Annotated in this window: 21 protein-coding genes and 1 tRNA gene; 13 read left to right on the forward strand and 9 right to left on the reverse strand. The window is 44.8% G+C overall.

All coding sequences use genetic code 11. The features are described from left to right. Positions 1 to 160: 160 nt before the first annotated feature. From ST37_RS01065 to ST37_RS01075, 3 genes are read right to left on the reverse strand one after another with little or no spacing between them, the layout of a single operon-like run. On the reverse strand, positions 161 to 1,258 hold the full coding sequence (locus ST37_RS01065; RefSeq protein WP_084882766.1) for an ABC transporter permease: 1,098 nt from the start codon (positions 1,256 to 1,258) through the stop codon (positions 161 to 163). Continuing rightward, on the reverse strand, positions 1,255 to 2,181 hold the full coding sequence (locus ST37_RS01070) for an ABC transporter ATP-binding protein (protein WP_084882769.1): 927 nt from the start codon (positions 2,179 to 2,181) through the stop codon (positions 1,255 to 1,257). The genes ST37_RS01065 and ST37_RS01070 overlap by 4 nt, the downstream gene beginning before the upstream one ends. A gap of 3 nt (positions 2,182 to 2,184) precedes the next feature. Further along, the gene (locus tag ST37_RS01075) at positions 2,185 to 3,141 is read right to left on the reverse strand and encodes an HlyD family efflux transporter periplasmic adaptor subunit (RefSeq protein WP_084882771.1); all 957 of its coding nucleotides are present in this window, start codon (positions 3,139 to 3,141) and stop codon (positions 2,185 to 2,187) included. 179 nt (positions 3,142 to 3,320) lie between these two features. On the opposite strand from ST37_RS01075, the gene ST37_RS01080 reads away from it, so the two are divergent. Together ST37_RS01080 and lldD are read left to right on the forward strand one after the other, a co-directional pair. Next, entirely contained in the window at positions 3,321 to 3,734 is a 414-nt protein-coding gene (locus ST37_RS01080; RefSeq protein ID WP_084882774.1) for a hypothetical protein, read from the forward strand. A gap of 157 nt (positions 3,735 to 3,891) precedes the next feature. Then, positions 3,892 to 5,037 (forward strand): FMN-dependent L-lactate dehydrogenase LldD, encoded by a 1,146-nt coding sequence (gene lldD / locus ST37_RS01085; protein ID WP_084882777.1) that lies wholly within the window; start codon positions 3,892 to 3,894, stop codon positions 5,035 to 5,037. Positions 5,038 to 5,118: 81 nt separating this feature from the next. On the opposite strand, the gene ST37_RS01090 is transcribed toward lldD, so the two are convergent. After that, positions 5,119 to 5,478 (reverse strand): glutathione S-transferase N-terminal domain-containing protein, encoded by a 360-nt coding sequence (locus ST37_RS01090; RefSeq protein WP_084882779.1) that lies wholly within the window; start codon positions 5,476 to 5,478, stop codon positions 5,119 to 5,121. Between the two features lie 362 nt (positions 5,479 to 5,840). On the opposite strand from ST37_RS01090, the gene ST37_RS01095 reads away from it, so the two are divergent. After that, a tRNA-Gly gene (locus ST37_RS01095) sits at positions 5,841 to 5,915 on the forward strand. A 604-nt stretch (positions 5,916 to 6,519) separates the two neighbouring features. Here the strand turns inward: ST37_RS01095 and ST37_RS01100 are convergent. From ST37_RS01100 to ST37_RS01120, 5 genes are read right to left on the reverse strand one after another with little or no spacing between them, the layout of a single operon-like run. Then, positions 6,520 to 7,383, reverse strand: a complete 864-nt coding sequence (locus ST37_RS01100; protein WP_084882782.1) for a sugar phosphate isomerase/epimerase — start codon at positions 7,381 to 7,383, stop codon at positions 6,520 to 6,522. A 15-nt stretch (positions 7,384 to 7,398) separates the two neighbouring features. Further along, complete coding sequence (locus ST37_RS01105) at positions 7,399 to 8,193, reverse strand: triose-phosphate isomerase (RefSeq protein WP_084882785.1); 795 nt, start codon at positions 8,191 to 8,193, stop codon at positions 7,399 to 7,401. Next, positions 8,190 to 8,825: a dihydroxyacetone kinase subunit DhaL gene (dhaL, locus tag ST37_RS01110; RefSeq protein ID WP_084882788.1), complete on the reverse strand. Its 636-nt coding sequence runs from the start codon at positions 8,823 to 8,825 to the stop codon at positions 8,190 to 8,192. Before dhaL ends, ST37_RS01105 begins: the two co-directional genes overlap by 4 nt. 1 nt (position 8,826) lies before the next feature. Continuing rightward, the gene (locus ST37_RS01115; RefSeq protein ID WP_084882792.1) at positions 8,827 to 9,825 is read right to left on the reverse strand and encodes a dihydroxyacetone kinase subunit DhaK; all 999 of its coding nucleotides are present in this window, start codon (positions 9,823 to 9,825) and stop codon (positions 8,827 to 8,829) included. A gap of 10 nt (positions 9,826 to 9,835) precedes the next feature. Further along, positions 9,836 to 10,291: an RpiB/LacA/LacB family sugar-phosphate isomerase gene (locus tag ST37_RS01120; RefSeq protein ID WP_347336207.1), complete on the reverse strand. Its 456-nt coding sequence runs from the start codon at positions 10,289 to 10,291 to the stop codon at positions 9,836 to 9,838. A gap of 432 nt (positions 10,292 to 10,723) precedes the next feature. Between ST37_RS01120 and ST37_RS01125 the strand changes: the two genes are divergently transcribed. The 10 genes from ST37_RS01125 to ST37_RS01170 all read left to right on the forward strand — a co-directional run bounded on the left by ST37_RS01125 (position 10,724) and on the right by ST37_RS01170 (position 21,117). Continuing rightward, positions 10,724 to 11,377 carry a GntR family transcriptional regulator gene (locus ST37_RS01125; protein ID WP_084882795.1) on the forward strand — a complete coding sequence of 218 codons (654 nt, stop codon included), beginning with the start codon at positions 10,724 to 10,726 and terminating at the stop codon, positions 11,375 to 11,377. A gap of 75 nt (positions 11,378 to 11,452) precedes the next feature. Then, the gene (locus tag ST37_RS01130; RefSeq protein ID WP_084882797.1) at positions 11,453 to 12,277 is read left to right on the forward strand and encodes a transketolase; all 825 of its coding nucleotides are present in this window, start codon (positions 11,453 to 11,455) and stop codon (positions 12,275 to 12,277) included. Between the two features lie 24 nt (positions 12,278 to 12,301). Continuing rightward, complete coding sequence (locus ST37_RS01135) at positions 12,302 to 13,267, forward strand: transketolase C-terminal domain-containing protein (RefSeq protein WP_084882800.1); 966 nt, start codon at positions 12,302 to 12,304, stop codon at positions 13,265 to 13,267. A gap of 46 nt (positions 13,268 to 13,313) precedes the next feature. Beyond that, a complete protein-coding gene (locus tag ST37_RS01140; RefSeq protein ID WP_084882803.1) occupies positions 13,314 to 14,282 on the forward strand; it encodes a sugar phosphate isomerase/epimerase family protein in 969 nt (322 codons plus the stop codon). A gap of 85 nt (positions 14,283 to 14,367) precedes the next feature. Next, a complete protein-coding gene (locus ST37_RS01145; protein WP_084882805.1) occupies positions 14,368 to 15,381 on the forward strand; it encodes a tripartite tricarboxylate transporter substrate binding protein in 1,014 nt (337 codons plus the stop codon). 87 nt (positions 15,382 to 15,468) lie between these two features. Beyond that, the gene (locus tag ST37_RS01150) at positions 15,469 to 16,359 is read left to right on the forward strand and encodes a tripartite tricarboxylate transporter TctB family protein (protein WP_084882808.1); all 891 of its coding nucleotides are present in this window, start codon (positions 15,469 to 15,471) and stop codon (positions 16,357 to 16,359) included. Between the two features lie 13 nt (positions 16,360 to 16,372). Beyond that, positions 16,373 to 17,908 carry a tripartite tricarboxylate transporter permease gene (locus ST37_RS01155; protein ID WP_084882811.1) on the forward strand — a complete coding sequence of 512 codons (1,536 nt, stop codon included), beginning with the start codon at positions 16,373 to 16,375 and terminating at the stop codon, positions 17,906 to 17,908. A 12-nt stretch (positions 17,909 to 17,920) separates the two neighbouring features. Further along, complete coding sequence (locus ST37_RS01160; RefSeq protein WP_084882812.1) at positions 17,921 to 18,883, forward strand: D-2-hydroxyacid dehydrogenase; 963 nt, start codon at positions 17,921 to 17,923, stop codon at positions 18,881 to 18,883. Between the two features lie 11 nt (positions 18,884 to 18,894). Continuing rightward, complete coding sequence (locus ST37_RS01165) at positions 18,895 to 19,938, forward strand: aldose epimerase family protein (protein WP_084882815.1); 1,044 nt, start codon at positions 18,895 to 18,897, stop codon at positions 19,936 to 19,938. Between the two features lie 36 nt (positions 19,939 to 19,974). Next, on the forward strand, positions 19,975 to 21,117 hold the full coding sequence (locus ST37_RS01170) for a glycerate kinase (RefSeq protein WP_084882817.1): 1,143 nt from the start codon (positions 19,975 to 19,977) through the stop codon (positions 21,115 to 21,117). Positions 21,118 to 21,403: the final 286 nt, after the last annotated feature.

Consider the following 21,403-nt stretch of genomic DNA (forward strand, 5'->3'; position numbering starts at 1 on the left):
GTGCGACTAAGTTTCTGCTCTCCCCATACCGAAACGAAGGTGACTGCGTCATCCTATACTGACGTAGTTTTTCAAGGAGTGATTCGGATTATGTGGGGAAAGCACTTTTCTATTAGAAATTAGAGCGGGTTATGCCGCATAAGAACCCTCAGTCGTTATTTTAATCCAGTGTTTTCTTAAAGCGTTTGGCTGCCACTAAAAGCCCAACAACAGTAAACAATGCTAGCCATAGAGTATCGCGCCATAGCTCGCCAAGGTCTGCGCCTCGTAACACAATCCCTCTAATCAAACGCATAAAGTGAGTTGCAGGCAAGGTTTCCGCAATCCATTGTGCAATGACTGGCATCCCTTCATAAGGAAACATAAAGCCGGAAAGCAATATAGAAGGAAGCAGAACAAAAATGGTCATCTGCATCGATTGAAGTTGGGTCTTGGCGATGGTGGAAATAACCAGTCCAAGGGCGAGGCTTGCTGAAATAAACAGTAGTGTGCCCAAAAAGATTTGCGATACATCGCCGTTAATCGGTACATCGAAAATGACGTATCCGAGCCCTAATATGATCACAACCTGAACTAAACCAATAAAAATGTAGGGGATGATTTTGCCCAACATCAACTCTATCGATCGCACTGGTGTGGTGATTAGCAGCTCAATATTACCCCGTTCACGCTCTCGAACGATGGCAACACTGGTAAACAAAATCATCGTCATGGTTAGGATAACCCCAAGCAGACCCGGAACAATATTGACCGCAGAACGACGACTTGGGTTGTAATATAACGTTACTTCAAAGGTTTTTTGAACTTGCGGCCTGACTTCAAAATCAAAGTCTACGAGAGGCATCGATTGCAGCCCTAAAATTGCGGCACTAACCGCGGTGTCGGTCCCGTCAACAATCCAATGCCCTAATATTCGACCTTGCATAAGCCGCTGCGTCAAATCGCTGGGTAGGATTAGCGCCGCTCGGATCTCTCCAGTTTTAATCGCTTGTTCTGCTTCTTCGGGGGTTGCAAACGTGTGGATGACATCAACAACTTGGGTTACTTTTACAGACTCGGCTAAGATTCTTCCTGCGGTGCTTTCACTTTGATCGACTATGGCCACGGGAATATTGCGTATATCGGTATTGATCGCAAACCCAAACAGTAACAGCTGGATCAGTGGGATCATTACAACCATGCCAAAGGTGAGTTTATCTCTAGATAACTGTCTTATCTCTTTAGACATTATGGCACTAAGGCGCCTAATTCCATTCATTGGCGACCCTCTCCAGTGACGGTTACAAATACGTCTTCTAGGCTAGGCCTCGCAATGGTTAACTCTGCGTGATTTAAATAGGGAAAACGCATGGTGAGCCAATGGGTTGGATCTACAATGGACTGATCAATCAGTATTCTCAATCGAATACCAAGTTGAGCAGCAGAGATAACCTCAGGATAGGGTAACAGCTGTTCCTTTAGCTGGCGCAGTTTATCGGCCTTAACTTCAACGACCGTTACTCCCATAGTATTCATAAGCGTTTCTGGCTCTCCATCGGCTTTAATCACCCCAGAATCCATGATGGCAAGGCGATGGCATCGTTCTGCTTCATCCATATAGTGAGTGGTGACTAAAATGGTCGTGCCTTGCTCAGAAAGATCAAACAACTGCTCCCAAAAATCGCGGCGATTTTCAGGATCGACCGCTGATGTTGGCTCATCTAAAAAAAGCAGCTCTGGACTGTGCATTGTTGCGGCGGCGAGGGATAAGCGCTGTTTTTGTCCGCCGCTCATTCCCGCGACTCGTTGCTTGGCTAACCTGTTCAGGCCATAGGTTGAGAGCTGTTGGTTTATTCTGTGAGTGAGTGTCTTTTTTGGTAATCCATATATTTTGCCAATAAACTTTAGATTTTCATCCACAGTCAGGTCGTCAAACAGTGAGAACTTCTGCGTCATGTAGCCGATTTTTTGGCGTAATTGTTCCGTTTGCTTTGGGACTTGAAGACCCAAAACATCAACCTGACCTTCACTAGGACTTAGTAGGCCTGTAAGCACTCTAATGGTTGTTGACTTTCCGCAACCGTTGGGCCCCAAAAAGCCATAAATACTACCCGTTGGTACGGATAAATTGATGTCGTTGATGGCGGTAAAGTCACCAAATCGTTTTACAACATTCGTCGCCTGGATCGCGAGTCCGTTCATGCGCTACTCCAAGTCAACTTGTGCTGGAATACCCGAAGGCAAAACTGCAGCAGAATCGTCTAGATCGACCTCAGCAAGGTAAACGAGTCGCGAACGTTCGTCTTCAGTCAGTGCGTAATAAGGGGTAAATGACGGTTCGGTTGCGACCCAGCGTATTGTTCCAGTAAAAGGCGATTCTACGCCATCGATATGGACAGTCACTTCTTTATCGACGACAAAATTTACCCTATGAGACGCGGGAACGTAGACTCTTGCGTAAGGGATTCGGTTGCCTTGAATAACTGCAACTATAGAGTTGATCGGTACTCGTTCGCCAAGGTTATAGGGCAGGGTATCGAGAATCCCATCACGGGTGGCAATGATGGTTAACTCATCTAACTTTTGTTGCTGAAGCCGTAACTCGGCTTGAGCTGCTTCCAATTCCGCTTGCGCTTGGGCAATTTCTTCAGGGCGAGCGCCTGCAGTAAGTTTACTAAACTCCTCTTTGGCAGATTCCAACTCGGCAATTGCGGTGTCACGAGCGGCTATAGCGCTATCTTTTTCTGATTGACTGACGACTTTTTTTGCCACCAACTCAGATTGGCGGGTATAGTTTTTTTCCGCTTGCGTTAGTTGTGCTTCTGAGCGTGATACTCGCGCTTGTGCCGCGGCTATATCTTCAGGCCGCTCACCATTGGTCAGTTTTAGCAGCTGAGCTTGCGCTTTTGCAACTAGGGCAAAGGAGTGTGCTACGACCGCTTCTTGACTGCGAGTATCGAGTTGAACGAGGACCTGGCCTTTTACAACACTGCTTCCTTCTTTAACGGGTTGCTCACGAATAATCTCGTTAGCGGTTGCTATAAAGGTTACGCGGTCACGCTCTATTGTGCCCAGTGCTTGAGTGGGTTTATCACCAAAACATCCGCTTAATATCACTGAGATAAAAACGATAGCGACCCAGTTCGTTTTCTGGAGTTTCATACGGTTCCCTGATAAACACGAGTGTTAATTTACTATATAGAAATCATTAGCTAATTAGTGTGTTAATCCGCTGATTTTCGGTTGAAATTGTTTTTATACTCGTTGTCTCACTATGAGATATTGTTATGAAAATCGGCAAACGTACTATGAATCATCTGACTTCTCATAGATGGTAACTAATGAAAAATCTTCTACTCGTTGAATGGCAAACTCTGCACGGCCAATATCATGATTACGATAAGCTTTCTCAATGGATTAAACTCAGTGCAACAGTACTGTTTGTGATCATGTATCTGATGGAGGGCCACTGGGTCATTACCATTGGCCTTGTTGGTTTATTGTGGCTGCAAGAAGCAATGCTAAAAACGTTCCAGTCAAGAATTGAGTCACGGCTGCTTGTTGTTGAGCAAATGGTTGAAAGTGAATCTGACGATCTGTCTTCCCCTTTGCAATTACACAGCGAATTTTCGAAGCGACGCCCATCATTTTCAGGGTTAATTAAAGATAACCTCAAACAGTCGCTAAGACCGACTGTGGCGATATTTTACTTAGTACTAATTTCGCTCACTGTGTTGAGTATGTTGTTGCAATAAGTTGATGTAACTATGCGAGATTCATAAAAATTGTAGACAGTTGTCACACTCAGATTGGATACCTTTAACCGCGATCACATCGTCACCTATTGATTCCTGACTTTTTGGGATGTTTGGTCTTTTCTCTAAAGACCAAACTAATAAAAAAAGAGTCATAATGATCATATCGTCACCACTGGATTTTAGAAAAGTCGCCCAAAAAACGTTGCCACCTTTTTTGTTTCACTACATAGATGGTGGCGCCAATCAAGAAGTCACTTTAGCGAACAATACCCTCGATTTACAGAAGTTGCAGCTTAAGCAGCGAGTACTTAAAGACGCGACTAATCTCAGTACGTCCATCGAACTCTTTGGCGAAAACCTATCGATGCCTATTGCACTTGCACCGGTTGGTTTAACTGGAATGTACGCGCGACGAGGAGAGGTACAAGCCGCCCAAGCCGCTGAAAAAATGGGGATTCCGTTTACCATGTCGACAGTGTCGGTGTGTCCCATTGAGGAAGTCGCCCCTGCGATTGACCGGCCCATGTGGTTCCAATTGTACGTACTAAAAGATCGTGGATTTATGAAACACGCTTTAGAGAGAGCCAAGGCTGCGGGAGTCACAACGTTAGTTTTCACTGTGGATATGCCAACGCCTGGCGCACGATATCGAGACAATCACTCCGGAATGAGTGGCCAATACGCCGCAGCGCGACGGGTATTTCAAGCAATGTGCAAACCTAAATGGGCGATTGATGTAGGCATTAAGGGAAAACCGCACGATTTAGGCAATATATCCAAGTACCGAGGCTCACCAACAGAACTTGAAGATTATATCGGTTGGATAAGCGCCAATTTTGATGCGTCGATTTCATGGAAAGACTTGGAATGGATCCGTGAATTTTGGGAAGGACCAATGGTAATTAAAGGCATTTTAGACGAGCAAGATGCAAAAGACGCCGTCAAGTTTGGTGCCGATGGCATAGTGGTGTCCAATCACGGAGGACGTCAACTGGATGGTGTGATGTCGAGTGCAAAGGCACTTCCAGCCATCGCAGATGCTGTAAAAGGTCAGACTAAGATATTTGTTGATTCTGGCATTCGTAGTGGCTTGGACGTAGTAAAAATGTTGGCGTTAGGCGCAGACTGCACCTTACTCGGTCGTTCATACATTTACGCGCTAGCCGCAAAAGGTGGCGTTGGTGTTGAGCAACTTCTTGGGCTTTACAAACGCGAAATCGAAGTGGCTATGACGCTAAATGGTGTTACCGATATAGCGTCAATTGGTACAGAGTCTCTGGTGCCAATTAACCAAGAGTAAATAACCATGAGCAATTAAGCAATTTAGACAACTTTCGTTCGTTAATAGAGTGAAAGTTGTCTTTGTTTCTACCCATTTTGTTTAGGCAAATTCTTGCTTTAAGTAATTGACGATGTCATTAGACTCATACATCCAGGTATCGTTGCCGTCCTTGGTGATTTTGAGGCAAGGAACCTTCACTCTGCCGCCGCCAGTGTGCAGTTCTTCACGGGCATTGACATCCCTTTTGGCGTCTTTTAGCTCAACAGAGATCGATTGTCGTTTCATTTCACGTCTAACTTTGACACAAAATGGGCAGGCTTCAAATTGATAGAGTGTTAGATCTTGTGCTTTATTGTCTGCGTTCTGTTGGTCTTGAACCGAACGTTTGACACCAGATGGGCGAAACACGACGTCGCCTAGCAGAATCGCTTTTCCAAGCACAATGCGTATAAGCTTCATACAATCCTTAATTGTTGATTTTATGTGATAATAGTTATCAATACTGCCTTGCATTGTATGTAGAGTCAATGTGCTGCTTAGAATTCTAATTATTGGAGATCAATGTCAAAAAGGAGATCAACTTCTATGCATGCAGGACCGTGAATTTTGTTTAGTACGTGATAGGACAGATTTAGAGGGTAGCAAGCAAGTTGAATTACCTATCGCTACTGGATAGTAAGCTGTTGTCTTGTGAAAGATTTGCTAGTTATGGTGGAAAAAACGTCGTAACGTTTGATTTATGGTCAAACAGACTCACATATCAAAAATAAGGGTTTAAATTTTTGAAAACTATGGCATATTAGTTGTGCTTCCAGAGCATAGCGTACTTCGTATAATGGCTATTACCTCAGCCTTCCAAGCTGATGATGCGGGTTCGATTCCCGCAGTACGCTCCAAAACTTATCGTAATACTCAGTACCGAGCAAAATGAATGCTAAAGGCTTTATCAAAAAGCTCAACAGGTACGGCCACTATATAGCACTGACCATATTTGTGTATGTATGCTTCTTGCTTTTCAGATCAACAAATTCAGAGTTTAGACATTGACAGCTCGGCTTATTAAAACAGTGTTGCCGCGAGCTTTTGCTACTGACTAGATGTTCTGGATTTACTCTTGGCGGTAATTGTGACTATTTATCAACTGGCTTAACACCCTTACCCAATCCACCGCCATACTAGTAGTACCACTATTATCAGATGGCTCATTATCCGATTGTTCGGAAGTCCACTAACTTTGTAACTCCATATTTATGATAATGTCGGAGGCCTTGCAAAACCCTTTACCATTTTGAAAGTCATAAGAGTCTATCACCGAGACTTTTGATAGCCGTGCTCGCTCTCTGAAGGGTAGTGAGGTATTAGTCACCATTGGCGATCGAGTGGGTTGTTCCTACCGGGTAACCATCTAAAACCAAATGATTGTTTGCCACTTCATAGTGGTCGTATATCCACCAATCGTTCATTTTTGTGGCAAACGTTTTATTGTTGCGGCGTTAAAGGTCAGGGTTGCGGAACTTGGGAAAAACTGCGCTGAATTAAAGCGACCGACTGTTTAAGTTTATGATTGATCTCTTCAATTGGTAACAGCTGTTCTATAGGCTTTAGCATTGCGCGACCATCAGTACTACGTATCAAAGAGAATGGGGCTTCAATACTGAAGAATGGCATTTCTTCGCAGTTTGCTGCATGTTGAAATAGCTCTTGGTATTGGCACAGGCCATTCCCAATTGCACAAAAATGATAACTGTCACCCACTAACACGAGATCCTTTATATGGATGTGTTCAGCAACTTTAAGGCTTTCTATGCTCTCTAATAAAAGATTGCTGTCGGGCCGATGAGACGCCAGGTTTCCAGGATCAAAATTGATACCCATTGAATGTGAAGTGTAACCTTGCAGTACCGTAGCAAAATCATTGTGGTCATTAAGAAGGTAGGGCTGCATATCACCGACATTTTCAAGTAAGATCTTAATATCTAGCTGCTCAGCGAGTTTAATAGCTTCCTTAGCTGCACGTTGAAAGGTCACCAGATTGCCATCGCGCGGAGCATAAACAATCAATCTTGGACAATCGAGCAAGTGTGTCATTTTCACGCGTTTAAGTAGCAGTTCGTTGCAGTTTTCAATGCTCAATTCACAATGCGCTGCAAATGAAGTACAGCGCATATTGCGCTCTAGCAGTTTCTTATGAACATCGCTTACCAGTTGATGACTCATCCCATTTTCATCCAAATTGTAGATAGCGCCTTGGATAAGTGCCAATTCAACGTTGTAGACGCCTAAAGAGTGAATCGCGTCCAGTGCTTGGTCGATAGGATATCCTGCATAGGCGACGGTGCTTATCGAAAAATTGTTGTTTATCACCTGATCTTCCTTTAGTTAGTGACAGGCGTGTTGGTCGCTGGAAAGATAATGGCTCGCAATCTCGAGCAATTTAGCATAACCCTTAGCATCCCACGCGGCTCGTCCAACAAACAAACCGTCGATACTGGGTTGCGTCAAAAGTTCTGCGGCGTTCGTATGGTTGACACTGCCACCGTATAGCAGCACAACCTTACTGGCGCTTTGTTCCCCAAAAAGTGAATTCAATGCCTGCTTGATGCTATACAAACCTAGCTCCGCTTCTTTGGCGGTGGCGGGAACCCCATTGATACCAATTGCCCACACAGGTTCATAGGCGATGATGACTTTGTCCAGTTGGGTTGTGTCAACCGAATGTAATGCTATCTTGACCTGACGTACGATCGACTCAATAGAGACACCCCATTGTTTTTCGTCGTGGGTATCACCAACGCATATCAATGGTTGCAATCCTTGAGTTAACGCCGCTCTTACTTTTAAATTGACTGTTTTATCGGTTTCATTGAAGTAATGCCGACGCTCTGAATGCCCAATCTCGGCTATTGATGCACCAAGGTCGACGGCCATAGCAGTAGATATCTCGCCGGTGAAGGCTCCCGACTCCGCCCAACAGACGTTTTGAACTCCGAATTTAGTGCTAGCATTGGATAGTTGTTCGTGCATCTGAGCCACGTAGGGAAAAGGCGGGATCAGAAAGCTTTGAATAGAGTCTGTCAGAGCATGCAACGTAGGCTGGATTTGTTGACAGAATAGCGTTACGTCACCCGAGGTTTTGGTCATTTTCCAGCTAGATCCCAACCAAAGTTTCTTCATGCTGTAACCTCAGAGTTGCAGTATTGCGCCATGAATTTCAGTATCAATGCCATTGAGATAGCACCAGGATCGGGGTGACCTAACGAGCGCTCTCCAAGGGTTTTGGCTTTACCGGTAGTGGCAATCATCCGTTTAGTACTGTCAACCCCTTGTTCGGCGGCTGCTGTTATGTCTGCAATTGCATTTTCAAAATCTTGCGCTGACAATTCGCGGGCTCGGCGAGCAGCAGGTGCTAATGCATCAATCATGGTTTTCGCGCCTTCTTGCGCACCACCTCTTTTGTATATTCCCTCTAAGCCAGCCTCCAGAAATCGTGTAAGCACGTGAGTTGTCAGTTCTGGCTCGCCTTTTACAGCTTTGCCGCCAGCACGAAAAAGCGTCCCAAATATGGCACCTGATGCACCGCCCATCGTTGACAATAGTTTAGTGCCAATTTGAGTAAGGGCATCACCAACATCACTAGCTATAAAGTCCTCTTCCAAAAAACTGGCGACATTGCTAAAGCCGCGCTCGATCCCCAATCCGTGGTCACCGTCACCTATTGCCTGATCGTACTTAGTCAGGGCTGGTTCGCTCTGCACCATAGAGCGTGCAACGCTGTGCATCATTTCTGTTACTTGTTGTGTGTTCATATTATTTCCTTAGCGCAACCGAGTGGCACGGTAGGTTGTAGAGTTGTTTGAGTTGTTCGTCTAACTTCATTAAAGAGATGGAATAGCCAGACATCTCAAGAGAGGTGCAATAGTTGCCAACTAAGCACTCGTGAATGAACACCCCTTTTTTGGTTAGATACTGGCCAACGCTTCGGTTAGCTATCAGTAACTCCATTTGAGTTGAAGCTCCTAAGTTATTGACTAGCACACAGACTTCATCACCCTCGACAAGCGCTAATTCTTGTTCTAATTTTTCCATCAACTGATATACGGTCTCTTCGGCATTACCGAGCTTCGATTTTCCTACGCCTGGCTCGCCATGAAGACCCATACCAATTTCAATCTCATCGTCGGCGATGTCGAAGTTAAAGCTTTGGTTGCGCGGGATTGCGCAGGGGCTTAACGCTACGCCTATAGAGGCTGTGTTGGCTAACGCTTTTTCAGTTGCCGAAACTACGTCATTGAACTCCGGATAAACTTCTGCAGCTGCTCCAGCAATTTTCAACACAAATAACGCGCCAGCGATACCACGTCGCTCTTGCTGATTCTCTTTGCTAGCCGAAATAACATCATCATTTATGCGCACGGTGTGTGACTTAATTTCCGCGTCTTCTAGTAGCTCCGCAGCAATATCAAAATTCATATTGTCCCCAGAATAGTTTCCATAGACGAAAACCACGCCATTTTCAGGGCTTAGAGCAGTGCAGGTCTGCATAATTACATCAGGGGTGGGGGCCGCAAAGACGTCGCCAACTGCAACACCATCAGCCAGTCCTTTGCCAACAAATCCGCCATACATTGGCTCGTGGCCAGCCCCGCCACCCGTCACTATTGCGACCTTGTTAGGGGTATAGTCTTTGCGTATGGCCGCAGTAAGTGAACCAATTTGTTCCATGTGAGTTGCAGCCACCATAAAGCCTTCAAACTGTTCTTGGGCAACGGAATTAGGATCATTGAGTAGTTTTTTTGGTTTTCTCATCTTAGTGCTCCTAACTGGTTTGAATCGCACTTTCAAGTTGGTTAATGCGTTCGACCTTGGGTAAGGACGATTCATCAATGGTGTCGGCTTCCATCCAATGGCTAAGGATGGTTTTTGCCAATTCAGGTCCAATAACCCGAGAACCCATGGTGATGATTTGCGCTCCGTTGCTTTTTCTCGCTCGAATTGCGGAAAATACATCGTGACACAAGGCTGCTCTTATTCCTGGTATTTTATTTGCCATAATAGAAACGCCAATTCCGGTTCCACAAACAATTAATCCACGTTCGTGTTTATTCTCTGATACTGCGGTGGCCACACGCTGTGCCACATCGGCATAATAATTTTCTTCTCCTTTAGGTGCTTCACTATAATCCGTGCACTCATAACCTAAAGATATTAGGTGCTCTTTTAATATATTAAGAAACTCTACGGCTGCGTCATCGCAGCCTAAAGCGATATTCATAATGTGCTCCATATTTATTTTAAGTATTGGAAGTGACTTTGTTGTTTTTACGCTAGGCTATTTTTTTATTAATTTCTAATAACAATCGTCTTGTATTTGATGTGTATCACGAAGTATTTATTGATGTATAAATTGATTATTAACAAGTGATTGAAAATATTAACGTTTTAATCTGGGTGTTTATGAAGAATCATAAAGAATTTTTTCCAAAAGCTAATAATTAAAATTTAAAATATAAAGTACATAATTTGTACGTTAAAGTTTATTAATAAAACGTATATTTCCGTGATGCCGCTCTAATTTTAATCAGCATTAGAGACTTATACTGACCTCAACTTTACAAATTAATTAAAAAATTTTTTAACGTATGCTTTGATGTATACGCCTATAATGAGAGTTGTCAAAGGGTTGTAAAGGTAAGGGAAGTACGTAATGAAGTTATCGGAACAGGCATACCACAAACTTAAGTTAATGATTTTAGAGAATAAATTTAGAATCAATCAACAGTTGCTGGTTGAAGAGGCGGTTGAAATTTGCGGGTTCAGTCGAACACCAGTTCGCGAAGCGCTACTCAGATTGCAAGCGGATGGACTGATTACGTTACACCCACGCCATGGCTTACGCATCTGTGCGATGTCCCGAAGGGACTTGGAAGAGTTGTACGAACTGATCGCTCATTTAGAAGTAACCGCGATAGAACTGTGTATTCAACATCGGTTATCCAATGAGCAGATAAGTCACCTTCGAGAATTTACAAAGCAGATGCATTTGGCATTAGAACAGGGCGATATTTTCTTATGGGCAGATTACGATAGACAGTTCCATGAAGAAATATTCGAATACACAGGAAATTCTCGACTAATAGAAACCGCTAGAAAATACAATGAGCAAAATAAGCGCTGTAAAGATATTGTAATTAAGCTTCGTCCAATGCCGTGGGATTCTATTGAAGAACACAATCAGTTGGTTGATGCAATCGAAAAAGGCGATGCAAAGGGGGCTAGGGATATGCATTTATCACACTGGCGTGAAGTCTCTAAGCAATTTATCGGATATTTGGATAACTTTCATTTTTTGGATAATTGACGAGCGGTAGTTAGTTTTAAATAACCATGTGATAAGTTTTGTTTTTAATCTTATTAATTTAAGGAGGGCACTGCTATGCCTAAAAAAAGTGTGGCCGAACTTTATGAGCTTGCCAATGATATCCGTTTGGATATTTTGGATATGGTTTATAAGGCTCAATCTGGACATATCGGTGGATCTTTTTCTGCTGCAGAAATAGTAACGTCACTCTATTTTTCAGAAATGCAGAATTTGGACCCTAGTAATCCACGTAAACACAATCGCGACCGCTTCGTGCTCTCTAAAGGACACGCCTGTCCCGTGTGGTACGCGTGTTTGTGCCGCTTAGGATTCTTTGACCGAGAGAATTTGGATTCATTACGCCAGATAAGTTCAATTCTTCAAGGCCACCCTGATATGAAAAGTACCCCTGGTATCGACATCACTACGGGCTCATTGGGGCATGGCTGTGCCTCTGCAACTGGTATGGCCCTAGAAGGAATGATGACGGGTGATGGTAGGCGCGTCTACTCGATACTAGGTGATGGAGAAATCAATGAAGGTGTGGTTTGGGAAACCGCGATGGCAGCAGGAAAATTCAAACTGGATAACCTGGTGTTCTTTATAGATAAGAACAACCTGCAAATGGATGGGACCAGTGACGAGATCATGCCGTTACTTAGCATTGAGGATAAGTTTAGCTCGTTTGGTTGGAATGTATTGACTATTGATGGGCACAGTATCGAACAGATATTACAGGCGTTGGATGCTGCGCGTAACTTTAAAGGCAAGCCAACGTGCATAGTGGCCAACACCGTAAAAGGCAAAGGGGTCAGCTTTATGGAAGATGTTCGTAACTGGCATGGTAAAGCACCTTCACAAGAAGAGTATCACGCAGCGCGCGCCGAGTTGGTGGCATAAATAGAGTGGAAACTGGTAAATATTATGAAAGAACTCGTGAAATCAAACAAACCCACCCGTTTAGCCTTTGCTGAGCGAATGGTGGAGTATGGTGAAATAGACAAGGACTTCGCGGTATTTGAAGCCGATATTGGTTACTCAACCAATTCCTATCTGTTTAATGAAAAGTACCCACATCGCTATTTTCAAATGGGAATTGCAGAATTTGGCATGATGGCTTCGGCTGCTGGGATGGCTGCAAACGGGCGCCCAGTTGTCGTGGCAGGCTATGGTGTATTTTTGACTATGCGTGCACTAGAGAGCGTACGTAGTTTTATTTGCTACCCCAATCTAGACGTCAAGCTGATGTCTTCCCATGGCGGGACTACCGCTGCGATTGATGGTGTCACTCACCAGGCCTCTGAAGACATGGCTCTGATGACTTCGCTGCCCAATATGCACGTGTTTGCCCCCTGTGATACGGCTTCTACCCGCGCCATTTTTGACGTCACCATGCAAACGCAGGGACCAGTGTATTGCCGCTTAATGCGTGACTCCTATAAAGAGTTGTATGACGAAACCGCAAACTTCAAATCTGGTGGCTCAAATGTGTTGATGGAGGGGCAAGACCTGACGATTGTCTCTTACGGCGACATTCTTTTCCAAGCGATTGATGCGGCAAATGAGCTACGTGCTTGCGGGGTCAGTGTCGAAGTGATAGACGCCTACAGCGTTAAACCATTGGATTGGGATTCTATAAAGGCTTCGATCAACAAGACCGGGCGAGTGATCGTGGCTGAGGGACATCAGCAGCGTAACGGTATGGCTTACGAGATTGCAACCCGTATGGCAAAAGAAGGTGTATTTGCCAAGTTTGATCATTTAGGTCTGCGCGATACCTTTGCTGAATCAGGTGCTTATCCTTTATTGCTTGAAAAATACGGATTGTCGGCCAAACACATTATTGATTCTGCCAGCGCCCTGTTGGTTGAGCCCGCGGCAACCGTTTAAGGATATTACAAATCAGCCTGCGCTCACGCAGGAAAGGGAGTTAGACATGTTTAAACACGCTGTAATTACCCCATTTTTGGGGCAAACAAAGGACCGTTTTGCTGAGTATAACGAGCCAAAAACCCTAGAGCAGAAGTTTCAGACCCTACGTATGATCGAAGGGATGACTGGCGCTGAACTGGTTTATCCCTACGAGGTTAACTTTGACAATCTTAATGAACTGAAACTGCTATTGGCAAAATACGACATTAAAGTGGCAGCAATCAACGTCAATGTGAAAGTAGAGCCTGAATTCAAGTCGGGTGGTCTCACTTCACCGATCAAGGCCGTACGCGATCGCGCGGTTCAGTTTATAAAGGAAGCCAAGGACTATGCTCAAGCAGTAGGTGCGGATAAAGTTCAATGCTGTCCACTTAGTGATGGCTACGAATTTTCCTTCCAAGCGAACTACGTTGATACATGGGCGCGCCTATGTGAAACCTTTGCAGCTGCAGGGGAATATAAGCCAGAAATCCCTCTATTCATTGAATACAAACCGAATGAAGTTCGCGGTCGTTGCTACTTAGACGATGCTGCAAAAACCATCTGTCTAATCAAAGACATTAACAACCCAAATATTGGTGTCACTTTGGATTATGGACACTCACTGTATGGTGACAATAATCCTGCAGAGGAGTTGGCGTTGCTTAACTCGCTAGATATTAAGTACTACATCCACATTAACGACAACGATGGTAAATGGGATTGGGACTATTTTTGTGGTAGCCGCAGCTTGATGCAATACATCGAGTTTATTTTCTATTTAAAGAAATTTAACTATCAAGGGTGGCTCACTTCGGATACCTCACCAACACGCTGGGACATCATCAAGATGTTTGAAACTAACGTACAAGTATCAAATCGCATCTCAGCCAGAATCGACGAAATTGGCATGTCCAATTTCGAAGAAAGTCTGCGTAAACAGGAATATATGGATATTTGGGCAGACCTACAGAGTTACTTTATGAAGTTTTAGTGACTCAACCTACGACCCTACTTACAACAAAATGATAACGTAATTAATAAAGTGTTTAAGACACAAAAACTGAAAGGTACACATCATGAAACGAAGAACCTTACTTGCGGGAGCTGCTATTGCGGTGGTCTCATTAATGTCGACCTACGCGATGGCAGATGATCGCTACCCAAGCCGTAACATTACTGACGTAGTGACTTGGTCTGCCGGTGGTGGCACAGATGTAATCAACCGCGTCGCAACGGCCTCTATGGCAAAATACCTTGGAACGAACATTAATGTAATCAACAAGCCTGGTGGTGTTTCTGGTTCCGTTGGCTTACTTGAAGGCTACAGTGCAAAAGCCGACGGCTACACCTTTGTTGGTCTTTCTGAATCCAATGTAACTGCCGCGGTTATGGGTGGTTGGGATAACCGCATGGATGTCTTTGACTACTTTATCGTAGCAAGTTCTCCCGACGTGATCTCAGTTACCGGTAACTCGGAATTCAATACTATTCAGGAGCTGGTTGAGTACGTTAAAGCTAACCCTAACAAACTGCGCGTAGGCGCTGGCTCAGCGGGGTCACTACACCATATCAACTACTTAGCGTTTGCCAAGGGCATTGGTGGTGAAATGAATTTCATTCCGTACCCTGGATCATCTAAGAGTCAGAATGCTGCGCTTAGTGGAGAAGTGGATGTAGTGATTACCTCTGTGGCCGAACAAAATCAACTAATTCAGTCTGGCGACTTTAAGGCCCTTGCAACTTTGACAGAAAAACCCTTTACCGTGGGCGACGTGACCATTCCATCAGGTTTAGAAATCTATCCTGCATTGACAAAACATCTGCCAATTTCTCAGGCTATCGGATTCGCAATGAAGAAAGAGACGCCGAAAGAGATCAAATTGAAAGTCGCGAAGGCATTCGCCAGCGCGATGGAAAGTGACGACATTAGGAATTACGCTCGTGAGAATCATTACCAAGTAGTCGGTGAATTTGGTAAGAAAGCGAACGAACGTATGGCGCGTCTGGAATCCCTATTTAGCTGGACTCTTTGGGAGTTAGAAGCAGCCAAAGTGAACCCAGAAACATTGGGAATTCCTCGTCCAGAGTAAGCACTTGAGAATGCAATCGGGGTATTTCGTTTAGCCCTGATTGCTCTTAACTCCTTTTGTCTTTATCACCTTTTACTGGGGGTCATAATGTCTAGCTCTAATATGGATGTAAGTAATGAGCGTTTAGATGATGACAACATTGCGCTTAAATCTCATGACCAGGCGCATGAACTGACACTTGAACAACAAAAAATGCATGGATGGGATTTTGCATTTTCCCTTGTCGTCATGGTCTTTTCGATAGCGGTAATAGCAACGTCACTAACGATGCCTTTTTCCGGCACCGTTGGTGGCATTACCACAGAGTGGTACGAATCGCCTGGGTTGTTGCCTTTGTTTATTGGCTGTTCCGTGTTTGCTGCCGGCTTTTCAGTCTTTATGCAGGCTAAAAACGCCGATGGTCGTGCTCTATTTTTACAACATGTTAAAAAAATTAATCCAACCGGCTTTTTGATTTCGTCGGGTGGGATCATCAGTTACATCTACGTGCTGATCACTTGGTACGACTTTTTCTTGGCTTCAGCGGTCTTTTTGTTGCTGTATATCGGCATCTATTATCTTGATAACGACACAATATCGCGAAAGCTGTTGAAGATTTACTACGGCGCTATTGTATTGTCAATTGCCATCTTCATGAGCGGATTCGATGCAATCATTAATAGTGTTTATCCATATACTAGCGACTTCGTGTTACTGGCAACCGGGGTTTGGTTGGTGCTAACAATGTACCGAGCGGTAAAGATGTTGGGTGTCGAAATGCGCCACAAAGTGCGCCGACTTACGCTGATTGCTATTTTGTTCCCAGCAGTATTGTGCCCAATTTTCCGTTATTTCCTTTTGGTTCCTTTACCCAATGAAGGCTTGGTAGTCGAGCAGATGTTTAACCATACCTACTACACCTATATCAGCACTGGTAAGGCAACTGAAGAAGTGGAGCTGTCTGACGAACAGATGCAGCTGCTTCAAGATGCATTTTAACAGGGAATAGAACATGGACATTTTATCTGTATTTGGAAGTATGTTTTGGCATATCTTCACCTCACCACTACTGATCTTAATCTTGGTTGGCAGTACCTTTTTGGGGATCATTTTTGGTGCGATGCCGGGTTTAACGGCGACCTTAGGGGTCGCACTGCTAACAACCTTAACCTACGGCTTAGATAACCAAACTGCATTGCTGGCCTTGTTGTCTATCTATGTCGGTGGGGTTTATGGAGGCATGTACACCTCTATTCTTTTGAACATTCCTGGCACGGCAGCCTCAGCTGCGACAGCAATGGACGGCTACCCAATGGCGCAAAAAGGGCAGACTGGCCGCGCCTTTGGGTTAGCGACTACGTCGTCGCTGATTGGTTCCGCAATTGGTATGGTGTTTGTCGCGTTGTTATCACCCATGATTGCTAAAGCTGCATTGCAGTTTACCTCTTATGAATACTTCTTGTTGGCGCTATTTGGCATTCTAATTAGCGGCAGTTTGACCTCGCCTGAGTTGGCTATCAAAGGCTGGATCGCAGGTCTATTTGGTATTTGGTTATCAACCATAGGCCAGGACCACATGCAGATGTATCCGCGCTTTACTATGGGGATGCACGATCTAGACAACGGTATCGACGTGGTACCAGTGCTAATCGGTGCATTTGGTATACCGCAAATCATGTCTGTACTTGAGTCGAAAATGAAAATGAAGTCGATGAATGCCAAATCCATAGGTAAGCTTTTACCAGACATGAAAACAATGTTTAAGAACTCCAAACTGATTGGTAGTTCGGCAGTCACTGGTGTGGGTATAGGTGCGGTTCCTGGTATTGGCGAGGATATTGCTGCATGGGTTGCTTACGGAATTGCCAGAAAAACCAGCAAAAAACCGGAAACTTTTGGTAAGGGAGCACCAGAAGGGGTGATTTCGACCTCAGTGGCCAACCAAGCTTGTGTGGGTGGGGCAATGATCCCGCTGCTTAGTTTAGGTATACCAGGCTCACCACCAGCTGTAATGTTGCTTGGCGCATTGATGCTGCACAATGTGGCCCCAGGACCTATGCTGCTTAAGACCAATCCAAGCTTTATCCCTGAAGTTACCGCTATTTTATTCGCAGCGGCAATTGCCATGTGGTGCTGCGGGATGATTTTGTCTAAGCAAGTGGTGCATATACTGCGTATTCCACAAACCCTGTTTATGCCGCTTATCGCTGTATTGTGTGTGATTGGTTCGTTTGCTTTAGGTATGCGTGTGTTCAATCTGTACTTGATGGGTGTCATAGGTATCGTTTCTTACTTCTTTATTAAGCTTAATGTACCGATAGCGCCACTGGTTATTGGGGTGATTTTGGGCCCCATGGCTGATACATCTTTACGTACCGGTTTGAAAACTACAGGTGGTAGCTTAATGCCTTTGATCGAACGTCCAATTTCGTTCATCTTGGTTTGCATTATCGTGATGATCATTTGTAGTCAAATTCCTGCAGTAAACAGAGGAATTCGAATGCTGTTTTCTACCGTTCGCAGCAAGCTAACAGCGTCTTCAACTTAAAAGGGGAAGAGTATGAAAACCATTGTTTGTCTTGATGGATATACACTAAACCCGGGGGATAATCCCTGGGAGCCCATAGCCAAATTGGGTGAGTTTGTTTGTTATGACCGTTCTACGGAAGGGGTTGAACAAGTCATTGAACGCGCCAAATCAGCCAATGTGCTACTGACGAATAAAACGCCCATCTCCCAGTTGGTAATCGATGCTTGCCCTGATTTGGAATGCATCGCAGTGCTTGCTACTGGTTACAACGTGATAGATGTCGACTACGCCAAAAGCAAGGGTATTTCAGTTATGAATGTCCCTGTGTATGGTACCGACACCGTTGCGGAGATGGCATTTGCGCATATCTTACATCTGGCGCGCAATGTGGCCTTAAACAGCAATGATGTATGCAACAATCTTGGTTGGACCAACAACGTCGATTGGACGTACTGGTTAAATTCACAAGTTGAACTGGCTGGGAAAACTATTGGCATTGTGGGCTTTGGTAATATTGGACAGCGGGTCGGTGAAATTGCTAGTGCATTCAAAATGAAAATAGTTGCTCATGATGAATACGTAAAATCCCGGCCTACTTATCCACACACTATGATGGAATTAGATAGTTTGTTGGTTTGCGCTGACATTGTAAGTTTGCACTGCCCAGCGTTACCCAACACCATCAATCTTATTGACAAGGACAAGCTTGCGCTAATGAAGCCAGAAGCGGTTTTGATCAATACTTCTAGGGGCCAATTAGTGGTTGAGCAAGACTTGGCCAATGCCCTGAACGACGAAGTGATTGCTGGCGCCGCCCTGGACACACTCTGGCAAGAGCCACCGGCCTCAAATAACCCTTTGCTCAATGCTAAAAACTGTACCATTACGCCACATGTGGCGTGGGCTACGCTAGATGCTCGAATGCGGATCACCGCAATGGTCGCCGATAACGTACGTTCGTTTATTAACGGGTGCCCGCAAAATACGGTATAAGAGAAACCTAAATGAAGATTGAAAGCTTACCGTTTGGTCATTTCTATAACCAAGAAGTGAACAAGTTCGTACTATCCAACGATAATGGTATGTCGGTGACAATCTTGGAGCTTGGCGGCATTATCAATCATCTTTACGTGCCTAATATCAAAGGCGAACAAGCTGATGTGGTATTGGGATTTCATACGGTTCAGGGATATGTTGAATACGATAGCCATTATTTTGGTGCGTTGATTGGTAGAGTGGCTAATCGAATTGAAGGGGCGAAGTATTGGTTGAACGGTGAGACGGTTCGATTGAATGGCAACGCCTATGATGGTCGTCATTGCGTTCACGGTGGAAGGTTTGGATACCATCGCCGCGTTTGGCAGCATGTCGAAAGCCAACAGAGCGATGAGCAGGTTTCCATCACACTTCGTCTGATTGATGAGTCAGGTGAAGAGGGATTTGTACATAAGGTAGTAGTGCATGCCACCTATACTTTGACCAAGCAAAACGCTCTAGAATTGACGTTTCGCGCTCATGCGACGGGACCAACCCCTATTAGTACCACTGCTCACAGTTATTTTAACTTGTTTGGGCATCAATCTGGATCGATTGAAGACCATCAATTAACAGTGTTTGCGACGCGGTACCTCGAGCAAAAAGAAGATCGGATTCCAAGTGGCCGCCGGCTAAATATCGACCAATCAATGTTGGATTTTCGAAATAGGACATTGCTCGCGGAGGGGATTGCCGCTGGCAACGAAGTCAATCACTCTTATGTTTTTGACGAGCAGGTCGAGCAGGACAAAATGCACAAAATGGCATGTTTAACAGGGGCAGGTCGAAGTTTAACCGTCTATTCGAATGAGCGCACTCTGCATGTATATAACGGCCATAATCTATCAGGGATGCAAGGAAAAAATGGTGCAGTCTATGCGCGCTATGCGGGTATTTGTCTGGAGCCAAAAGGCTATGTGAATGCGGTTAATGAACCCGCGTTTCCGTGCACAATCATCGACGCAGACACAGAATATGAGCATAAGATTCTCTATGAGTTCGGCTTAATATAGTGTTCGTAAAGTTAGCTCGGTCAACAGGAAAGGTTTATGAAAATAGTGATTGCCCCAGATTCCTTTAAAGAATCGTTATCTGCACTTGAGGTTTCAAAGTGCATAGAGACGGGCTTTAGACATATCTTCCCGGAGGCTGAGTACCATTTATTACCTCTTGCGGATGGTGGAGAAGGTACGGTAGATGTATTGCTACATAGCTTGCAAGGTGAAGTGAAGCGATGTTTGGTGACCGACCCAATCGGTACGCCTATTCAAGCTACATGGGCTGTGCTCGACGGTGGACAAACTGCGCTCATTGAGATTGCCGCAGCCTCCGGCCTGGATAAAGTCGAAGTTGGTAATCGTAACCCCACCAAGAGTACTTGTTTTGGAACTGGGGAACTTATAAAAGCCGCACTGGATAGCGGAGTTACGAAGATAATGCTTGGGCTTGGTGGAAGTGCTAGCAATGATGGTGGAGCGGGTATTCTAGAAGCGTTAGGTGGGAAACTAGTTGATGCCAATGGTGACGTTATAGGTAGGGGTGGAGAAGCACTGTTAAACTTAAATAGGATTGATCTATCGGGGCTACATCCTCGGTGTAGAGACGTTGAGTTTGTGGTTGCCTGTGACGTGTCCAACCCACTATGTGGTGAGCATGGAGCGAGTGCGGTGTTTGGCCCTCAGAAAGGTGCGACATCCGAGCAGGTAATCATGCTGGATCACGCTCTTTCTACTATGGCGCAGGTCGCGGCTGAGCATTTGGATAAAAACCACAGTGAAACCCCTGGATTTGGCGCGGCAGGCGGTGCAGCGTTGGGGTTATCTCTCGCGTTCAATATCGAGTTAATATCGGGGATAGACATGGTTTTGGACGCTGTTAAGGTTGACTCTCTTTTAGAGGATTGTCATCTGCTGCTTACCGGGGAAGGGAAAATTGACAACCAAACTCTGCAGGGAAAAACACCCTACGGGATCGCCTCTCGAGCGAAAGCTCGTAACATTCCGGTGATTGCTGTTTCTGGCTCTGTTGGGAGAGACGTAGATAATCTCTACCAGTATATGGATTGCTTGTTTGGTACCGTACGCTCGCCAGCACCACTTAGTCAAGTTCTTGAAGAAGCACAGGCTAATGTCACTAATGTCTCGCGTAATATCGCGTCGACCCTAAAGCTCGGTCAGCAATTAAAATCTTAGTTGAACACACTGAGCTGGATGAAGTATCTAGCGTGCTCTCCGTCATCAGCATTGATAAGATATTTTAAGGTAAACTTGCCAATAACTGGGGCTAAATGGTTACAGATGGTTTTGAAATATTGGAAATAGGAAGGGTGTCTAGTCCTTGAAGACTCGATTTCAAAGGCTTACGAGCGAATGACAGTGTTAAGTAAATGGTCAACAACATCCTTCCAAACTGATGATGCGGGTTCGATTCCCGCAGTACGCTCCAATTTCTTTCCAACAGTTCCTACGTAGAAACCCT

The organism is Vibrio sp. qd031, assembly GCF_002100145.1.
Lineage (GTDB): Bacteria > Pseudomonadota > Gammaproteobacteria > Enterobacterales > Vibrionaceae > Vibrio.